The organism is Micromonospora sp. NPDC049089 (assembly GCF_040648775.1).
Taxonomy (GTDB): Bacteria; Actinomycetota; Actinomycetes; order Mycobacteriales; family Micromonosporaceae; genus Micromonospora.
Genome location: NZ_JBEZEH010000041.1, coordinates 21,201 through 37,571 on the forward strand (window position 1 = coordinate 21,201; position 16,371 = coordinate 37,571).

Below are 16,371 nucleotides of genomic sequence, written 5' to 3' on the forward strand. Positions count from 1 at the left end.
AGGGGTCTCCGGCGTGGGGGCGCCGGGGTGGTCAGCGGCTGCGGGCGAGCGCCGCCCGGGCAGCGGGGGTCAGCGCGTCCCCGATGCGGTTGGCCAGCTCGGTCATCTCGTAGGAGACCTTGCCCACGTCACACTCGGGCGCGGCGAGCACCAGCAGCGAGGCGCCGTCGTTGAAGGCCATGGAGAACATGAACCCGCCCTCGAGCTGGGTGACGTTCGAGATCACCGCGCCGGCGTCGAAGAAGGCCGCCGCCCCCCGCAGCAGGCTGACCAGCCCGCTACCCGTGGCGGCCAACTGGTCGGCCCGGTCCGGTGGCAGGTCGCGGGTGGCGGCCACCATCAGGCCGTCGCTGGAAATGGCGATCGCGTGGCTGACCTCGGTCGCGCGCGCCGCGAAATTGTCCAGCAGCCAGCCGAGATCCTGTTGGTCGGTCACGTGCTCTCCTGTCGCGTCATTTGTTTCCGAGGTTGATCGGGGTGCGCCGTCGGTTGGCCACGCCCCGCGCGTACGCGGCCATCGCCGTGGCCACCTGCGCCGGGTCGCGGTACTCGGACCGTTGCTGCTGCTGGGGCACTGTCACACCGCCAGGCACGAGGTGCCGTTGCGGCTGGCGTTTGGGCAGGCCGGAGTTGGTGGTCGTGGCGACCTCGGGGGTGTGGGCCTGGGCGGCGGTACGCCAGGCGTCGTCGGCGGGACTGGACCACTGCTGACCGTTCTGGCCGTTCTGGCCGTCGACGACGTCGTTCTGGAACCAGTGGTTGACCTGTTCGAAGATGAGCAGCTCCTCGGTGGGCGCGTCACCCCGGTCCGGCGGTGGGGGAGCCGGTCGGAAGACCGGCGCGGCCGGCAGGGTTCGTTCGGTCGGTGGGCGGCCGGCGGTGGGCTCGGGGCGCGGCTGGTACGGCGGAGGCGGGCTGGGTGTGCGAGCTGCCCGCCGCGACAGCCGGCCGGGTGCGAGCAGGTACTCCTCCGGTGGCAGCGACCGGATGATCGCCGCGGGCAGTGTCGCCTCGGCGAGGATGCCGCGTCGGGGGCCGCGTCGCAGTTGGACGGTGACGCCCAGCCGCGCCGCGAGCTGGCCCACGACGACCAGCCCCATCGCCCGTACGGCGGCCACGTCGATGGCCGGCGGGTGCGCCAGCAGCTCGTTGAGTTGCTGCATCCGCTGCGTGGACAGACCCACGCCCTCGTCGCTGATCTGGACGATGACGCGGTCTCCCAGACTTCGGCCGCTCACCCAGGTCTCGCTGCCCGGCGGCGAGTACGTCGTGGCGTTGTCCATGAGTTCGGCGAGCAGGTGCACGACCTCGTCGACGGTCTTGGCGGCCACCGCGACGTCCCCGTCGATCATGCCGAGTCGGACCCGTGCGTAGTGCTCGATCTGGGACAGCGCTGCCTGGAGCACCTGCTGCAGCGGAACGTCGCGCTGGCGTGCGCGCCCCACGCCGACACCGCCGAGCACCAGCAGGCTGGCGTTGATCCGGCCCATCCGGGTTGCCAGGTTGTCCAGTGTGTACAGCTGGTCGAGCCGGTCGGGGTCGGTTTCGTCCCGCTCGACCAGGTCGACCTGGGCCAGGACGGCGTCGACCAGTCGCTGTTCGCGGCGGCTCAGGTGGATGAAGATGTCGGCGGTGTTGGCGCGCATGACGGCCTGTTCGGCGGCGGTCCGCACGGCGGCCTGGTGCACGGCGCTGAACGCCTGCCCCAGTTCGCCGATCTCGTCGTCGCTGGACGGTTCGAGGGCGGCACTGGACTGCTGATGGGCCAGCTTGTGTGGGTCGACGGCGGCGCTGCCGGGCTGTTGGAGCTGGGCCACCACGGCGGGGAGCTGTTCGAAGGCAACGGCGTTGGCCGCGTCCCGCAGCCGGCGCAGCCGTCGGGTGATCTGCCGTGCGACGGCCCAGGTCACCAACGCGGTCAGGATCAGGGCCAGGAGGACACTGGCCGCCTCGGCGACGGCGCGGCGGCGCTGGTCGGCGTGCGCCGCCCGAACGTCGTCGCGGACCGCGTTGTCGACCCGGGCGCGCAGGTCGGCCAGCCGGGCGGCGCGCGTCTGGGTGGTGGACACCCAGTCGTCGGTTTCCAGTTTCAGTTGCGACCCCGGCTGGGCCCGGGCCACCTCGTCCTGCATCCGTTGCAGGGCCAGCGCCTCCTTGCCGGTGCCGGCCTGCTCCCACCAGATGCTCCAGTCGGGTGGGGCCAGGGCCAGGAACGACAGGCTCGATTCGGTGTAGCTGGTGCGGGCGGCGGTGATGTCCTGCTGCATGGCCGGGGTCAGTTCGCCGCCCGCGACGGCGCGCAGCACGGCCACCTGTTGCTGACCGATGGCCTCGGCCGTCTTCGACAGCGCCGCCGAGGCCCGGATCCCGTCGGCGAGTGGGGCGTCCACCACGCCGTGTGAGACGTTCTCCCGGAAGTTGATGAGGTCGGCGATCGCGATGCGGTAGCTGAAGGTCATCGCCGACACCGACGCGTGCGTGGCGGTGCGCACCTGGGTGCGCAGCGGGGCGAGGCCGTCCAGGGCGGCGTCGATGCGCCGCAGGAGAGCCGAGCTGGTGCCGTTGTCGGTGGCCAGTCGGTCACGCTGCCCGCGGTAGCGGGCGACGGCGTCATCGGTGGCGGCCATCTCCACGCCGAAGGTGTCCTGCTGCTCCGGCCGGGCGTAGGTGAGCAGGTCGGCGGCGGCGATGCGTTCGCGTTGGAGGCGGTAGGCCAGGTCACCGGCCTCGGCACCGACCTGGGCCAGGACCTGCAGGTCGCTGGCGCGGGCCGTCTGGCGGGCGCTCTCGGTCAGTGCGAGACCGGCGAAGCCGATCACGGCGACGAGCGGGGCCGCGACGATGAGCCGCATCCGGCCGGCTATCTTCCAACCGCGTCGGCGGGTCGGGTAGGGTCTGGCCGCGTGGGACCGGGTGCTCGACGCCAAGATTGACTCCCACGACTTCGATGACGGTCTATCCGCACGTTGCCGAATGCAAGTCCCATTCGGCCGGAAGCCGCGCTCATAGACCAGACCTGGCCGTGGTACAAACTGCCCGTACCAGCATCTGTACCCAACGTCAGCGGCCGGTGACGCCGCGAGGTCGAGTTGGCTCGTCGGGTCAGCGCTGGTTGTCGAGGGGTTCGGCCGACGGGTGCCGCCGCTCCGGTTCATCCGGTTCGGGTTGACCGTTGAGCACCTGGCCGATCAGCTCACGCAGCTCGTCGATCGCGTCCACCACGGCGCCCGGGTCGCGCGCGTCGCGCCGGCCGTGCTGGCGCGGCACCTGCTGATCCAGTCGAGCCGGTTCCGGGGCGCGGGGGCCTCGGCGACCGTCGGCCGCCAACTGCTCGGCCGCGACCTGCGGCCACAGCGCGGCCAACTGGCCGCCGGTGCCGAGCACGTCGTCGCAGCGCAGGGCGAACTCGTGACTGCCGAACCGGCGACCTGACTCGACCGCCGCGACCGTCTCCCGGCTGAACCGCACCAGGTCCGCCAGGGCTCGTTGGGTCAGACCCCGTTGGACGCGGCAGTCGCGCAACTCCCGTCGGAACCGCTGACTGGCCGCAGAGTGGGCCGAGCTCGACGGGGACGTGTGCTCCATGCGCTCACCTTCGTGGAACGGACATTCAGCGGCGGACGCCAGATCGAGATTGGCCGATGAGCCGAACATTCACAGAGGGCAATTCTTAACCCAGGAAGCGATGGGTGTGAAGACGTTCACCGGCATGGATCGTCGGGAAAAGCCGGAAAGATTCTCGCCGGACCCGGCGCTGGCGCTGAGGCGCGCCGGGTGAAACGGGCCGACGCCGACCCACCCCACCCTCGACCCGTCCGCAGGTCAGCACCGCTGGAGCCGGTGCCCGCTCAGCCCGCGCGCACTTCGGCCGTCGTGCCGTTCCGTGCCGCCGGCACGTCGGTGGGCGCCGGGACGTCGATTATCGCGAGCAGCGTGCGGTGCGCACGAAACGCGACATTGTGTTTGTACGACCGATGTTGCTCCGGTGACAACCTCAGCTCGGGAATGGCTTCGGCGAGTCGGCTGAGGGCGATTATGGCTTCAAGTCGCGCCAGTCCCGCGCCGATGCAGAAATGTGGACCGTGGCCGAACGACAGGTGATTACCCACATCGGCCCGGTGTGGGTCGAACCGGTCCGGATCATGGAACGCCGCCGGGTCCCGGTTCGCCGCGCCGATCAACAGCAGGCAACGCTCCCCGGCGGGGATCGTCACCGTCCCCACCGTGACATCGCGGGTGGTCACCCGCAGCCAGCCGTCGATGGCGGGCGCGAACCGGAGCGTCTCACCCACGAAGGCGGGGACGAGCCCCGGGTCCGCGGTGATCGCCGACCAGCGCTGGGGAGCGGAGAGGGCCTGGTCGAGGGCGTGGGCGAGCAACCCGGCGGTGGTCTCGTGGCCCGCGACCAGGAGGTTGAAGGCGAGGCTCGCCACCTCGGGCACCGTCAGCACGCTGTCGTCGTCGTCCCGGTAGTCCAGGGCGCGGCTGATGAAGTCCTCGCCCCGGTGTCCACTGTCCACCCGCTGGCGGACCAGATCCTCGCAGTAGTGCCAGAACTCCAGCAGGTCCTGGGCCAGGCGTACCTGCTCGGCCGGGTCCGGCTGCCCCCAGATGAGGGCGATCTGCCCGTCCGCCCAACTCCGGATCCGCCCGATGTCGGCGTCGGGCACCCCGAGGATGTCCAGGACCACCAGCAGGGGAAGCTCGGTCGCGAACTCCGGGATCAGGTCGACCTGGTCGCCCTGGCGGGCGGCGAGACGGGACACCAACTGGTCGACCCGGCGTCGGATGATCGCGCCGTACTCTGCCTCGACCCGCTCGGCGGTGTTCGCGAAGGTCGCCCGTAGGGCCCGCCGGGTACGCGGGTGTGTCGGTGGGTCCGCCGCGGCCGTCGTGGGTGGCGCGTCGATCTGCATGATGACGTTCAGCGCCGGTGGACACACCTCGTAGACCGGGGCGAGGGTGAGGGCGTTGGCGAATGTCGTGGCGTCGGCGAGGGCCCGTCGGACGTCCGCGTGCCGGCTGATCAGCCACAGGCCCAGATCCTCGGCGTAGTGCACCCCGGCAGGATCGTCGAGAATGCGCCGCCACATGCTCGCCGGATCGGCGAGATAGACCCCGGTAAACGGATTCAACCGCATGGAAAGCCTCCTGGTGCACGCGGCGCGAAATCGGCAGCGCCCCATTGGCGATCCACTTCAGTCTGGCCGATAATGGCGTGCATCTGCCTCTGGCTCTTTACGGTGCGCTGGTCGGCCGTACAAGTCAAGATTGCTTATCGTCTATTTATTGGTCGGCATAATTGCGTGTTGCAACAGCCGAGTGAATCTGGCCGGATGCAAGTTGCGGCTCGGTCCTTGCCCTGAAGCCGACCCGGCCGGGCGGTGCAATCAACTCGCCGCTTTCGCTCATGATCGGGGAAACGACACCCGAGACGAGGAGTGACGCCGGGGCCCGGTCACCGACCGTGCCGAAGACCCTGGCGCTGATGAAATCGCCTCGGCGGAGTCGGCCCGCGACACCGTCCACGCCTCGCGGGGGTTCCGGTCCACGCCGGAACCCCCGCCCTTCTTTCGTCGTGACGGCCGGTCAGTGCCCAGCGGTCAGGGCGCCCACGGGGTGGCGATGTTCCATGTGCTGTCGGCGGTCCACGACGTCGGCGTGTTGTACGCGTCGCCGCCGGCGCCGTTGCTCAGCCAGACCTCCGCGTTGTAGTGCCGCAGGTACCTGCCCCGGAAGTTGTACGACTCCAGCGACATGCCGGTGCCGGTCAGCCCGGTGCGGGCGCACCAGGTGGCGTCGGCGCGCAGCAGCGCGGAGCCGTCGTCCGGCGAGTTGCGGACCCGGGAGTTCTGGTGGCGCAGGTACTGCCCGGGAAAGTTGACCGACTCGAACGAGAAGCAACCGGAACCGGCCAGGCCGGGCCTGATGGTGTACGTGGCGTCGGCCTTGAGCAGGCTGGAACTCGCGGCGTCGACCACCTCCGTGTAGGCCAGGCTGTCCTGGTGACGCAGGTAGCGGTTGGTGAAACCGGGCGTGGTCACCTGCAACGACCGGCGGGTGTTGACGGGCAGGGCGACGGGTGCCGAACTGCCGATGGTCTTCGAGGCGTTGATCAGGGCGGTGTTGGCGGCGCGTACGCGCGCCTGGTCCATTTTGATCACCTGGCGGTCGTAGGTGAGGAACCCGTTCAGCTCACCCTCCAGGTCGGTGATCTCGGTGTAGATCGAGGCGCTGAGCCCCTTGCCGAGCATCAGGTTCTGGGTGCCCTGCACCAGCCCCACGTACCGGTCGGTGAGGGCGGTCGAGCTGGACTGCCACTCGTAGGCGAAGAAGCTGCCGCTCGGGCTGTACTCGTGGCCCGGCGTGTGCAGGCCCAGGCCGCCGAACTCGCCGAGCACCGCGATCCGGCTGCTCGACGGTACGGGCGAGTCCGGGCCGAGGTAGACGTGCCAGTCGTCGATGTCGCCGTTGCCGGGGTTGCCGAGGGACTGGCAGCAGTTGTGGCCGCTGTGCGGGTTGACCAGACGTGTCGGGTCCTGGTTCTTGATGTTCTGCGCGACCCGCCGGGTGTCGGCGAGGGACCGCTCGCCCCAGCCCTCGTTGTAGGGCGTGTACGCGATCACGGCGGGTGAGCTGCGGTGCTCGTCGACGATCTCGCGTGCCTCGGCCTCGAACTGCGCCTGCTGGGCGTCGGTGGGGTTGACGTCCTGTGCCGTCAGCGACGGGATGTCCTGCCACACCAGCAGTCCGAGCCGGTCCGCGTGGTAGAACCAGCGCTGCGGCTCGACCTTGATGTGCTTGCGCACCATGTTGAAGCCCAGGTCCTTGTGTTTCTGAAGGTCGAAGGCGAGGGCGGCGTCGGTGGGCGCGGTGTAGAGCCCGTCCGGCCAGAAGCCCTGGTCGAGGGTGCCGACCTGGAACACGAACTGGCCGTTGAGCTTGGGACGCAGCACCCCGTTGACCAGGCCGGTGGTGATCTCCCGCATGCCGAAGTAGTGCGTGGTCCGGTCCACTGTGGCGCCGGTGGTGCCGCGCACTGTCACCCGGAGGTTGTAGAGGAACGGGTCGTCGGGTGACCAGCGGCGGGCGTTGGGCACCGGCACGCTGAAGTCGGTGAAGCCGCCGGTGGCCGAGCCGACCACCGTGGTGCCGTTCAGCGCCTCGGCGAGCACGCTGTGGCCGCTCACGTCGCCCCGGGTGAAGACCCGGACCCGCACTGTGTTGTTGCTCAGGTTCGGGTAGACGTCCACGCTGCTGATCGAGGCGGCGGGCACCGGCTCCATCCAGACCGTCTGCCAGATGCCGGAGCTGGGGGTGTAGAAGATCCCGCTGGGTGTCTTGGTCTGCTTGCCGATGGCGGGCAGGCTGCCGTTCTGCCGGGTGTCGGTGGGGTCCCAGACCTTGACGACGATCTCGTTCGTCCCGGCGGTGAGCTGGGGCGTCACGTCGAAGGTGAAGGCGTCGTAGCCGCCGGTGTGCGCGCCGACGCGGACACCGTTGACCCAGACGGTGCTCTGCCAGTCGACGGCGCCGAAGTGCAGCAGGGTGCGCCGACCCGACCAGTTCGCCGGGATGGTGACGGTGCGTCGGTAGAACAGGTAGTTGCGGTTGTCGTTGGCGGCCCGCTGGATGCCGGACAGGGCGCTCTCCACCGGGAACGGCACGTTGACCCGCTCGGGCAGGTTGGTGCCGAACTGCGGCGCGTCGTCGGTCGTCGACTGGCGTAGCTGCCACTCGCCGTTGAGGTTGAGCCAGTCCGGCCGCGTCATCTGGGGTCGCGGGTACTCGGGCAGTGGGGTGCCGGTCAGGGCCTGGCTGGTCCAGGGGGTGGTCAGTGGTGGCGTCTTGGCCGGTGCGGCGTACGCCGGCGAGGCGGGCGCGGTGAGGACGCCGGCGACCAGGGTGAGGATGAGCAGCAGTGGCAGGGCGGGGCGGATGGGGACGTGACGTGTCATGCCGTCTCCGGGGGGCGAGTCGCCGCGGGCGGTGCAGCCAGGCCCGAAGCGCGTGGGTGGTGGGCATCGGGTGGTCATTGACGGGGGACGGGCGTCAGCGACGGATGTCGGTGGGATTTCCACGCGCCAACGGCGGCGGAATATTGACATCCATCATCACCTGTATAACGTTATAGAGCCGCGCCGACCCTCCCGTCAATGCCTGTTCATCAATGTCCGGTCGGCCCGCCTGTCGAATTCGCGAAAGGTTGGGGATGGGCGTCAACCTGAAGGACATCGCCCAGCGCGCCGGTGTCTCGCTGGCCACGGTCTCCAACGTGGTGAACGGGTACCGGCCGGTGGGGGAGCGGACCCGACAGCGGGTGCAGCAGGCGATCGACGAACTCGGCTACAGCCCCAACCTCGGCGCCCGGCACCTCCGTCGGGGCCGTACCGGCCTGATCGCCCTGGCCGTCCCGGAACTGACCAACCCGTACTTCGCCGAGCTCGCCGAGATCGCCATCTCCGAGGCCGCCGTGCTCGGCTACACGCTCGTCATGGAGAACACCGCAGCGGACCGGGAGGCGGAGATGGCGCTCCTCGACGGCTCGCGACAGCGCATCATCGACGGCCTGATCCTCAGCCCGGTGCGCATCGGCCGGGAGGAGGTGCTGGCCCGGTCGGCCGGCAGCCCACTCGTGCTGATCGGCGAGGGCGTCTACGACGTGCCACACGACCACATCGCCATCGACAACGTCGCGGCCAGCCATGCGGCGATCCGGCACCTCGTGGCGATCGGCCGCCGCCGGATCGCGTTCATCGGCGCCACGCCGGGAGGTGACCGGCAGTCGGCCCACCTGCGGGTCCGGGGTTACCGGGAGGCCCTGGCGGCCGCCGGCCTGCCGTACCGACAACGGCTGGTGGCCCGCACCGACGCGTTCGGTCGGCTCGACGGCATGCGCGCCATGCGTGACCTGCTCGCCCTCGGTGATCCGCCGGACGCGGTGTTCGGTTACAACGACCTGGTCGCCATCGGCGCGCTGCGGGCGCTGGCCGAGGCCGGTCACCGGGTGCCCGAGGACGTCGCGGTGGTCGGGATCGACGACATCGAGGAGGGACGGTTCACTGCCCCGACCCTCACCACGATCGCCCCGGACAAGAGGGAGATCGGCCGTCTCGCGGTGCGCCGCCTCGTCGCCCGCATCGAGGGCGCGGAGGTCGCGGGGCCGCTGACAGTGCAGACACCGTTCCGGCTTCTCCGCCGGGAGAGCACCGGCACGCCGGACGCCTGACCACCGGTCGCCCGCGCGCCGTGCGAGATCCATACCGCCGGTGGTACGACCCAGAGAGGATGACCCGCTAGATCCACAGACCTCAATATGATGACCGCTATCTCGACTGCGGTGCGCTCACGAGGCGTGCCATCCTGATGCGGAGGAATGCATGGTTCGCTGGCGTACCCTCACTGGCCTGCTGGCCACCGCGTTGGCCGCGGTGACCGCGGCCAGCCTCACCCTCACCGCGCCGGCCGCCGCGGCCGACAGCCCCATCACGCCGAACGTCGTCGGTGGCACCCGCGCCGCGCAGGGCGAGTTCCCGTTCATGGTCCGTCTCTCGATGGGCTGCGGCGGGGCGCTGTACAGCCCCCGGCTGGTGCTCACCGCGGCGCACTGCGTGGGCGCGACCGGCACCAACACCAGCATCACCGCGACGCTCGGGACGGTCGACCTCCAGTCGTCCAGCCGGATCACCGTCCGGTCCAACTACGTCTACCGCGCCCCCGGCTACAACGGCGCCGGCCGCGACTGGGCGCTGATCCGGCTGGCCAGCCCCGTCACCGGACTGAGCACGCTGCCGATCGCCAGCACCACCGCGTACGACAGCGGCACCTTCACCGTGGCCGGCTGGGGCGCCGCCCGCGAGGGCGGCAGCCAGCAGCGGTACCTGCTCAAGGCGACAGTGCCGTTCGTCAGCGACTCCACCTGCAACGCCAACTACGGCGGGGATCTCATTCCCGCCCAGGAGATCTGCGCCGGCTATGCCAGCGGCGGCACGGACACCTGCCAGGGCGACTCGGGTGGCCCGATGTTCCGCCGCGACGCCTCCAACGCCTGGATCCAGGTCGGCATCGTCAGCTGGGGCAACGGCTGCGCCCGGCCCAACTACCCGGGTGTCTACACCCAGGTGAGCTACTTCGCCTCGTCCATCGCCTCGGCCGCGGCGAGCCTCGGCGGCTGACCGTACGACGGGACGGCCACCCAGCGCGTTGGTCGCCCCGCCACCGCTCGGGCGGCCCGGACGACACGGTCCGGGTCGCCCGTCCGTGCCGTCCCGACGCGCGGGCGGCGAGTGGGCCACCCGACAGAAACGGCGGGCCGTCAGTGCGCCGTCCTCCGCAGCGGCGATGATGGGCCGGTGAAGATCCTGTCCATCCAGTCGTCTGTCGCCTACGGTCACGTCGGCAACTCGGCGGCGGCCTTTCCGCTGCAACGCCTCGGGCACGAGGTCTGGCCGGTCCTGACCGTGCACTTCTCCAACCACACCGGCTACGGGGCGTGGCGGGGCCCGATGCTCCCGGCGTCGGACGTGGCCGAGGTGATCGCGGGCATCGAGGACCGGGGCGTCCTCGGCAGCGCCGACGCGGTGCTCTCCGGCTACCAGGGCGACCCGGCCGTGGGCGCGGTGATCCTCGACGCGGTGGCGACGGTGAAGGCGACCAACCCGGCCGCCGTGTACTGCTGCGACCCCGTGATGGGCGACGCCGGCCGGGGCATGTTCGTCCGGCCGGGGATTCCGGAGTACCTACGGGACACCGTCGTGCCCCGTGCGGACATCATCACGCCGAACCACTTCGAGCTGGACTTCCTCGCCGGTCGCACCACGAACTCGCTCGCCGAGGTGCTGGACGCGGTCGACGTGGTGCGGGCGACCGGGCCACGGCACGTCCTGGTGACCAGCGTGCTCCACGGCGACCTGCCCCCGGACTCGCTGGAGGTGGTGGCGGTCTCCGACGAGGGCGCCTGGGCGGTGACCACGCCGCTGCTGCCGATCAACCCGAACGGTGGGGGCGACGTCACCGCGGCGCTGTACCTCGCCCACCTGTGGACGACCGGCTCACCCGCGACCGCGCTGGAACGCACCATCGCCTCCGTCTACGCGGTGCTCGAGGCCACTCTCGCGGCGGGCACCCGGGAGATCCAGCTGATCGCGGCGCAGGACGTGATCGCCGACCCGCCGGCCCGGTTCACCGCCCGCCGTCTGCGCTGACGGCGGGTCCCGGACCGGCTGCGTCGCCGACGGTCGCGGACCGGTGGCGGTCAGCGGCCCTCGGGAACGGCCATCTCGCCGAGCAGCGACCAGTCCTCCTGCGGCACCGTGGCGTTCACGATCCGCGGGGTCTCGGCCAGGTACGGCGGCAGAGTCTCCTGGGCCGCGCGGAAATGCGCCGACTGTACGTGCGCCCCGCCGGCCTGGTCGTCGCGGAACGCCTCGACCAGCACGTACTCGGTGGGATCGTCCACGCTGCGGGACCAGTCGAACCACAGGCAGCCCGGCTCCGCCCGGGTCGCCTCGGTGAACTCGGCGGCGATCTGCGGCCACCGGTCGGCGTGCTCGGCAAGGACCCGGAACTTGGCGGTAATGAAGATCATGGCCCCAGGCTACCCAGCCGGGCGGGCACGGGCGACGACCTCCTCGGGTGTCAACGGCGCCTTCGGGTGGTGCGTCAGGCACAGCGGGGTACGGACCTTCACGAACGAGAACCCCTCCCCGGCGGCGTAGAACTCGCCGCTGTTGAGCAGGCCGATGTCCGGCAGCCGCCCGCCCTTGGCCTCGGCGAGCTGGCGGGCCGCGTCGATCTGCGCCGGCGCGTTGAGCAGCCCGAAGAACTGCGTCGTCGCGTTGCCGGAGATCTGGTTGTGCAGACCCTTGGGCGCCTGGGTGGCGAAGACCAGCCCGAGCCCGTACTTGCGGGCCTGCGAGGCCAGCGCGATCGAGCTGGCGGTGCAGGCGGTGGTGCCGGTCGAGGGCGCGAGCGTCTGCGCCTCGTCCATCACGAACAGCCCACCCAGCGGCCGGTCACCGGCGGGGTGCCGCTTGATCCACGCGAAGAGCGCCATCTGCAACTGGTTGACGAAGCTCTGCCGCTCCTGGTCGGAGGTCAGGCCGACGAAGCTGATCACCGAAACCCGGGCCCGCCTCCCCGCCGACGGCGTCAGCAGCAACCCCGGGTCGGCCGGCGCGCCGACCCCGCCGAAGAGCGGATCGGTGACCATCGCCGCCTTGAGCGCCTCGGCCAACTCCTCGGCGAGCTTCCCGGCACGGGCCAGCCGACTGACCCCCTCGGGCAGATCGGTGAGGAACTCGGTGAAGCCGGGCAGGCCGACCATCCCGCTCCGCGCGTACGCCTGGAGTGCCTCGGTGAGCACGGCCTTGCCCTGCTGGGCGAGCCGGCCGGAGCGGTCCACGCCCGCCCGTGGCGCGAGCGCCTCCACGGCGGAGCGGACGGCCTGGTCGAACTCGTCGGGCCAGTCCCGCAGGGAGGTGAAGTCGGGCAGCGGCTGGAAGCTCAGCGGCCGACCGGCGGTGACCCGGGGCGTCCACACCACCACCTCGGTGTGTGCGAGGTAGTCGGCGGCGCGTTCGGCGTCGCCGGGGCCCCAGCCGGCCGGCGGGTCGGGCCACGGGTCGCCGAGCCGGGCCAGGTCGTTGTTGGGATCGAGCACGATCGCGGAGACCCCCTCGCGGGCGCACTCCTCGACCAGCCGGCGGATCAGCACCGTCTTGCCCGAGCCGGACCCGGCGAACACGACGGCGTGGCGACGCAGCGACTCCAGGGGAACCGTGAAGGGGTGAGCGCCGTCGACGGTCCGGCCCAGCCCGACCGCCCGACCGCCCTCGCCGACCACGAGGTCGGCCTGGTCAGCGGGTATGGGCTCGGCCACCGCACCGGTCGACACATCGGCGGGAGCGTCGGCCTCCGACACCTGCGACGGGTCAGATTCAGGACCACCGGACGGCGGCTCGTCGTCGGGCGTCGGCGGCTGGGCGCCGCCGCGCGTCCCGTCGGGCCCGGGCAGGACCGCGCGGAACAGTTCGGTGCCGCTGGCCGGACGGCGGGCCACCAGCCACTCCTGCAGGGCCGTGGACGGTTCGGCCGCCATCACCCGCAGGGCCGCGAAGACCCGCAGGTCCGCCTCCGACACGGCACACCGCAGGCCGCCGGCCGCGTCGAAGCCGGTCAACACCTCGGTCGTACGCTTCCCGGTCGGCCACGGACCGTTGCGCAGCAGGATCAGCCGCCGTTGTGGCAGGTCCCGGTCCAACCCGGCGAGGGTGCAGGCGGCCTTGACCCGGGCGGTGACGGCGATGGCATTGGGGTGCGCGATGGCCCGGAAGCACCAGTGCGCCTCGTTCTCGGTGGCCTCGTCGAGCACCTCGATGAGCCGCCCGTGCAGCGCGGGTTTACGGCCGGGCGGCGGATCGTACTTGTAGGTGGCGCCGGTCGGCGCCTGCTCGGCGATCCAGGCGGCGAGGCCGGCGGCGAGCAGCGGCGGCATGTGCTCGTCCTCGCCCGTCGGGTCGACTGCGGCCGACACGTCCGCGGCCTCGACCAGTTCGACGAACCGCGCGTCCAACTCGTGCAGGCGGCGCTCGTCCGTCGTCGGATCGGCGGAGGCGCCACGGGCGGTGCTGACGGTCGGCGTCGAGTCGGCGCCGTCGATGAGCCGATCCAGCTCGATCACGTCGTCGCGATCACGGCACCAGGCGATGTGGCGGTCCACCCGTCGGAGCAGGGCGCGTGGCGTCAGGGTGGGTGCGTCGGCGAAGGCGGCGGGGGCGATCGGCCAGGTGGGGTGCGGTGGCCCGAAGTACATTCCCGCGTAGGCGGCGGCGAGGCGCTTCGCCACGATGGCCTGTCCGATCTCCGGGGTGGGGATCCGGTCCGGCAGGTGCGCCGTACGGAAGCGGTCGGCGACCGGGGTGGGCGCGGTGCGGGTCATCAGCACCCAGGTGTCCGGCAGGCACGAGACGACGACCAGCGTGCGGCGGGTGATGTCGCGGAGCTTGAGCAGGCCGTCGGCGATCGGGCCGAGCACCTTGGCCTGGCCGTCCTCCAGACCCTGATGCTGGTTGAGCAGTGAGGTGCTGGTCTGGGCGAACAGCGTGTCGAGCTGGTCCACGGCGATGACAGTGGGGTCCAGGGTCAGGGCCATCAGCCGGGAGATGTCCTGCACGACCTGCTGGGGGGTGCGGATCGCGGCGCTCAGTCCCCACGCCGCTCGTGCGACCGGGTCACCCGGTTCGGAGATCAGGTGGGCGTAACCGACGTCCTGTGCCTCGAAGTCGATGGCGCCGTGCAGGACGAGCGCCCGAGCGGTGTCCTGCGCGTCCCGCCCGACCTCCCGATCGCGCTCGCGCAGCGCCCAGATGAAGGTGTCGAGGTGCGCACGGGTCACCGGTCGGGTGCCGGCGACCGCGTCGCGCACCTCCACCGGCAGGCCGAGCTGGGGGGTGAGTCGACGCAGGAAGGTCTTCAACTGGGTGCCCCAGCCGACGTGGGGGCGGCCCATCCCCTCCACCAGGGCCAGGGCCACGCTCTCCCAGAACGTCTTGCCACTGACCATGTCGACCAGGAAGAAGTAGCCGCCGTCGCCCTGGATCCGTTCGCGGACCGCCCCGAGCAGGTGCGTCTTGCCGGCACCCGCGCGGCCCTGCATGGCCACGCCGAGCGGCATGCTCGTGTCGTCGGTGCGGGCCCGCGCCACCCCGCGCAGGATCTCCGCGGCCACCTTCTCGTGCAGCTCCGGCACGTTGTGTGGGCTGGGTCGCCAGACGTCGTCCGGGGTGACCGCCGGGTTGAGACTGACCGCGTCCAGCGCGGCCCGATGGTCTTCCGAGATCATGCCGGGCCGATCGCCAGGGCGTGGTTGTCCTCGTTCCCGATGCGCACGGCCGCAGCCCGGTCCCGTGCGGTCAGTGACTTGGTGTTCGCCACCGGGATGATGCGGACGTCCTCTCGGCCGACCATCGCCCGCAACGCCGCGTCGAGGGCGGCCCGGTCGGTGTCGGCGAGTCGGTCGCGGACGTCGGCGAGGCCGACCCACGCGCCCGGCGCGGTGGCCAGATCCCGGTACGCCGAGCGGACCAGTGCCTCCACCTCCGCAGCGGACACCGGTGCCGCCGGTGCGGCGGTCGCCCTCACAGTGGGTGCCGGTGCTTCGGGTCGCGGCTCGTTGACGGTGGCCGTTGCCCCGGTCTGCTTGAAGAAGTCGCCGTGGCTGACCCGGAGCCGGTCCAGCGAACGGTGCAGGTTGGACAGGACGACGAACAGGGACCGGGTCGTCGAGCCACCCGCCTTCGGCGGCGCGGCGGTGTGCAGCTGACGTGCCACCCGCCAGCCCTGCTCGGTCAGCTCGTGGGCGAACGGCCGGTGCGTCCGATCGGTGTCGACCAGGCCCAGGTCGACGAGCTTCGTGTTGTCCTTGCCGGTCAGTGTGAAACCGGCCAGCTCTTTCAGCTCGACGTTGGTGAGTCGGCGTGCCTCGACCATCAGCACCACGAGGGCGTTGATCTGGTTCGGCGTCAGGTGCGGGACGTCCGCCGGGCTCGTCATGATGTCTCATCTCCGTGGGGGTGCGTGCCGCCCGCACGTCGCCGGACCAGCAGCCGACGGATCCCGTCGACCACCGCCGGCGCGTCGGTGAGCACCTGCTCGTTGGTGAAGCGGAGCACGTCCAGCCCGAGGAGTTGCAGCTGCACGTCTCTCCGCCGGTCGTTGGCGAAAGCGATTCGCCCACGATGCTCCGGGCCGTCCACCTCGACCGCAAGACCCTCTGTGGGCCAAAACAGATCCAGACGGTACGCCGCGGCCAGGACGTGCCACTCGTAGGTCTGGTTCCACAGCCGGCCCCGCGCCCAGTCGTGCGGCGCGAGCGCGCGTTCCAACGCCTGTTCGGCGGGGCTGTCACCGCGGGGTACGCCGGCGATCGGGGGCCAGGCCAGCACCGTCGACTCCGGCTCGGCGGCGGTGGCCGGGAGCCGTTCGGTAGTGCCGGCCAGACCGGTGAACCGCGACGGCACCGGCATCGGCACCGCGCGCACCCGGTCGGCGTGGCGCAACGGCCCGCCGGCCAACCACACTGTGAAGCCACCGTGCCGCACGAGCCACTCGGCGGTGGCCACCAGCGTCCGCTCGGCGTCGGCGTCCAGGTCGGGCAGGGCCACCACCAGCACGCAGCTCTCCCGGTCGTACGCGCCGGAGATCACCCGGGCGAGCCCGGCGGCACGTACCCCCGGGGCGAAGCGGGACCGGCCGGCGGGGCGGCGCGGGCCGCGCAGCCCCCGCTCGGCGAGGTCGGCCAGGAACGGGCCGAAGTGCCGGGAGCGGGGGGGGGGGAGGGGCGGGCGTGGCGTCACCCCCCCCCACCCAAGC

General features: G+C 71.4%; 12 protein-coding genes. 3 read left to right on the top strand and 9 right to left on the bottom strand.

From position 1 onward, the window contains the following. Positions 1-31: 31 nt before the first annotated feature. The 5 genes from AB0B48_RS10150 to AB0B48_RS10170 all read right to left on the bottom strand — a co-directional run bounded on the left by AB0B48_RS10150 (position 32) and on the right by AB0B48_RS10170 (position 7,958). A complete protein-coding gene (locus AB0B48_RS10150; protein WP_030490280.1) occupies positions 32-436 on the bottom strand; it encodes a roadblock/LC7 domain-containing protein in 405 nt (134 codons plus the stop codon). 16 nt (positions 437-452) lie between these two features. Further along, positions 453-2,852 (bottom strand): nitrate- and nitrite sensing domain-containing protein, encoded by a 2,400-nt coding sequence (locus AB0B48_RS10155; RefSeq protein ID WP_357198685.1) that lies wholly within the window; start codon positions 2,850-2,852, stop codon positions 453-455. 250 nt (positions 2,853-3,102) lie between these two features. Then, the gene (locus AB0B48_RS10160) at positions 3,103-3,585 is read right to left on the bottom strand and encodes a helix-turn-helix transcriptional regulator (RefSeq protein ID WP_357198687.1); all 483 of its coding nucleotides are present in this window, start codon (positions 3,583-3,585) and stop codon (positions 3,103-3,105) included. Between the two features lie 263 nt (positions 3,586-3,848). Further along, positions 3,849-5,141 (bottom strand): cytochrome P450, encoded by a 1,293-nt coding sequence (locus AB0B48_RS10165; RefSeq protein ID WP_357198689.1) that lies wholly within the window; start codon positions 5,139-5,141, stop codon positions 3,849-3,851. Between the two features lie 462 nt (positions 5,142-5,603). Then, positions 5,604-7,958, bottom strand: coding sequence for an AbfB domain-containing protein (locus AB0B48_RS10170; protein WP_357198693.1), 2,355 nt, complete (start codon positions 7,956-7,958; stop codon positions 5,604-5,606). A 254-nt stretch (positions 7,959-8,212) separates the two neighbouring features. Here AB0B48_RS10170 and AB0B48_RS10175 point away from each other — a divergent pair, with 254 nt between their 5' ends. From AB0B48_RS10175 to pdxY, 3 genes are all read left to right on the top strand, one after another. Further along, positions 8,213-9,229 carry a LacI family DNA-binding transcriptional regulator gene (locus tag AB0B48_RS10175; RefSeq protein ID WP_357198696.1) on the top strand — a complete coding sequence of 339 codons (1,017 nt, stop codon included), beginning with the start codon at positions 8,213-8,215 and terminating at the stop codon, positions 9,227-9,229. 151 nt (positions 9,230-9,380) lie between these two features. Continuing rightward, entirely contained in the window at positions 9,381-10,175 is a 795-nt protein-coding gene (locus AB0B48_RS10180; protein ID WP_357198698.1) for a serine protease, read from the top strand. Between the two features lie 177 nt (positions 10,176-10,352). After that, on the top strand, positions 10,353-11,204 hold the full coding sequence (gene pdxY, locus AB0B48_RS10185; RefSeq protein WP_357198700.1) for a pyridoxal kinase PdxY: 852 nt from the start codon (positions 10,353-10,355) through the stop codon (positions 11,202-11,204). Between the two features lie 50 nt (positions 11,205-11,254). Here pdxY and AB0B48_RS10190 read toward each other — a convergent pair whose 3' ends face one another. The 4 genes from AB0B48_RS10190 to AB0B48_RS10205 form a co-directional block, all read right to left on the bottom strand. Beyond that, positions 11,255-11,587 (bottom strand): putative quinol monooxygenase, encoded by a 333-nt coding sequence (locus AB0B48_RS10190; protein WP_357198703.1) that lies wholly within the window; start codon positions 11,585-11,587, stop codon positions 11,255-11,257. Between the two features lie 9 nt (positions 11,588-11,596). Then, positions 11,597-14,842: a DUF87 domain-containing protein gene (locus tag AB0B48_RS10195; protein WP_357198705.1), complete on the bottom strand. Its 3,246-nt coding sequence runs from the start codon at positions 14,840-14,842 to the stop codon at positions 11,597-11,599. Next, positions 14,839-15,552 carry a hypothetical protein gene (locus AB0B48_RS10200; protein WP_357198707.1) on the bottom strand — a complete coding sequence of 238 codons (714 nt, stop codon included), beginning with the start codon at positions 15,550-15,552 and terminating at the stop codon, positions 14,839-14,841. Before AB0B48_RS10200 ends, AB0B48_RS10195 begins: the two co-directional genes overlap by 4 nt. After that, positions 15,549-16,371, bottom strand: an 823-nt coding sequence (locus AB0B48_RS10205; protein WP_357198710.1) for a DUF559 domain-containing protein, incomplete at its 5' end; no start/stop codon positions are given. The genes AB0B48_RS10205 and AB0B48_RS10200, both read right to left, overlap by 4 nt.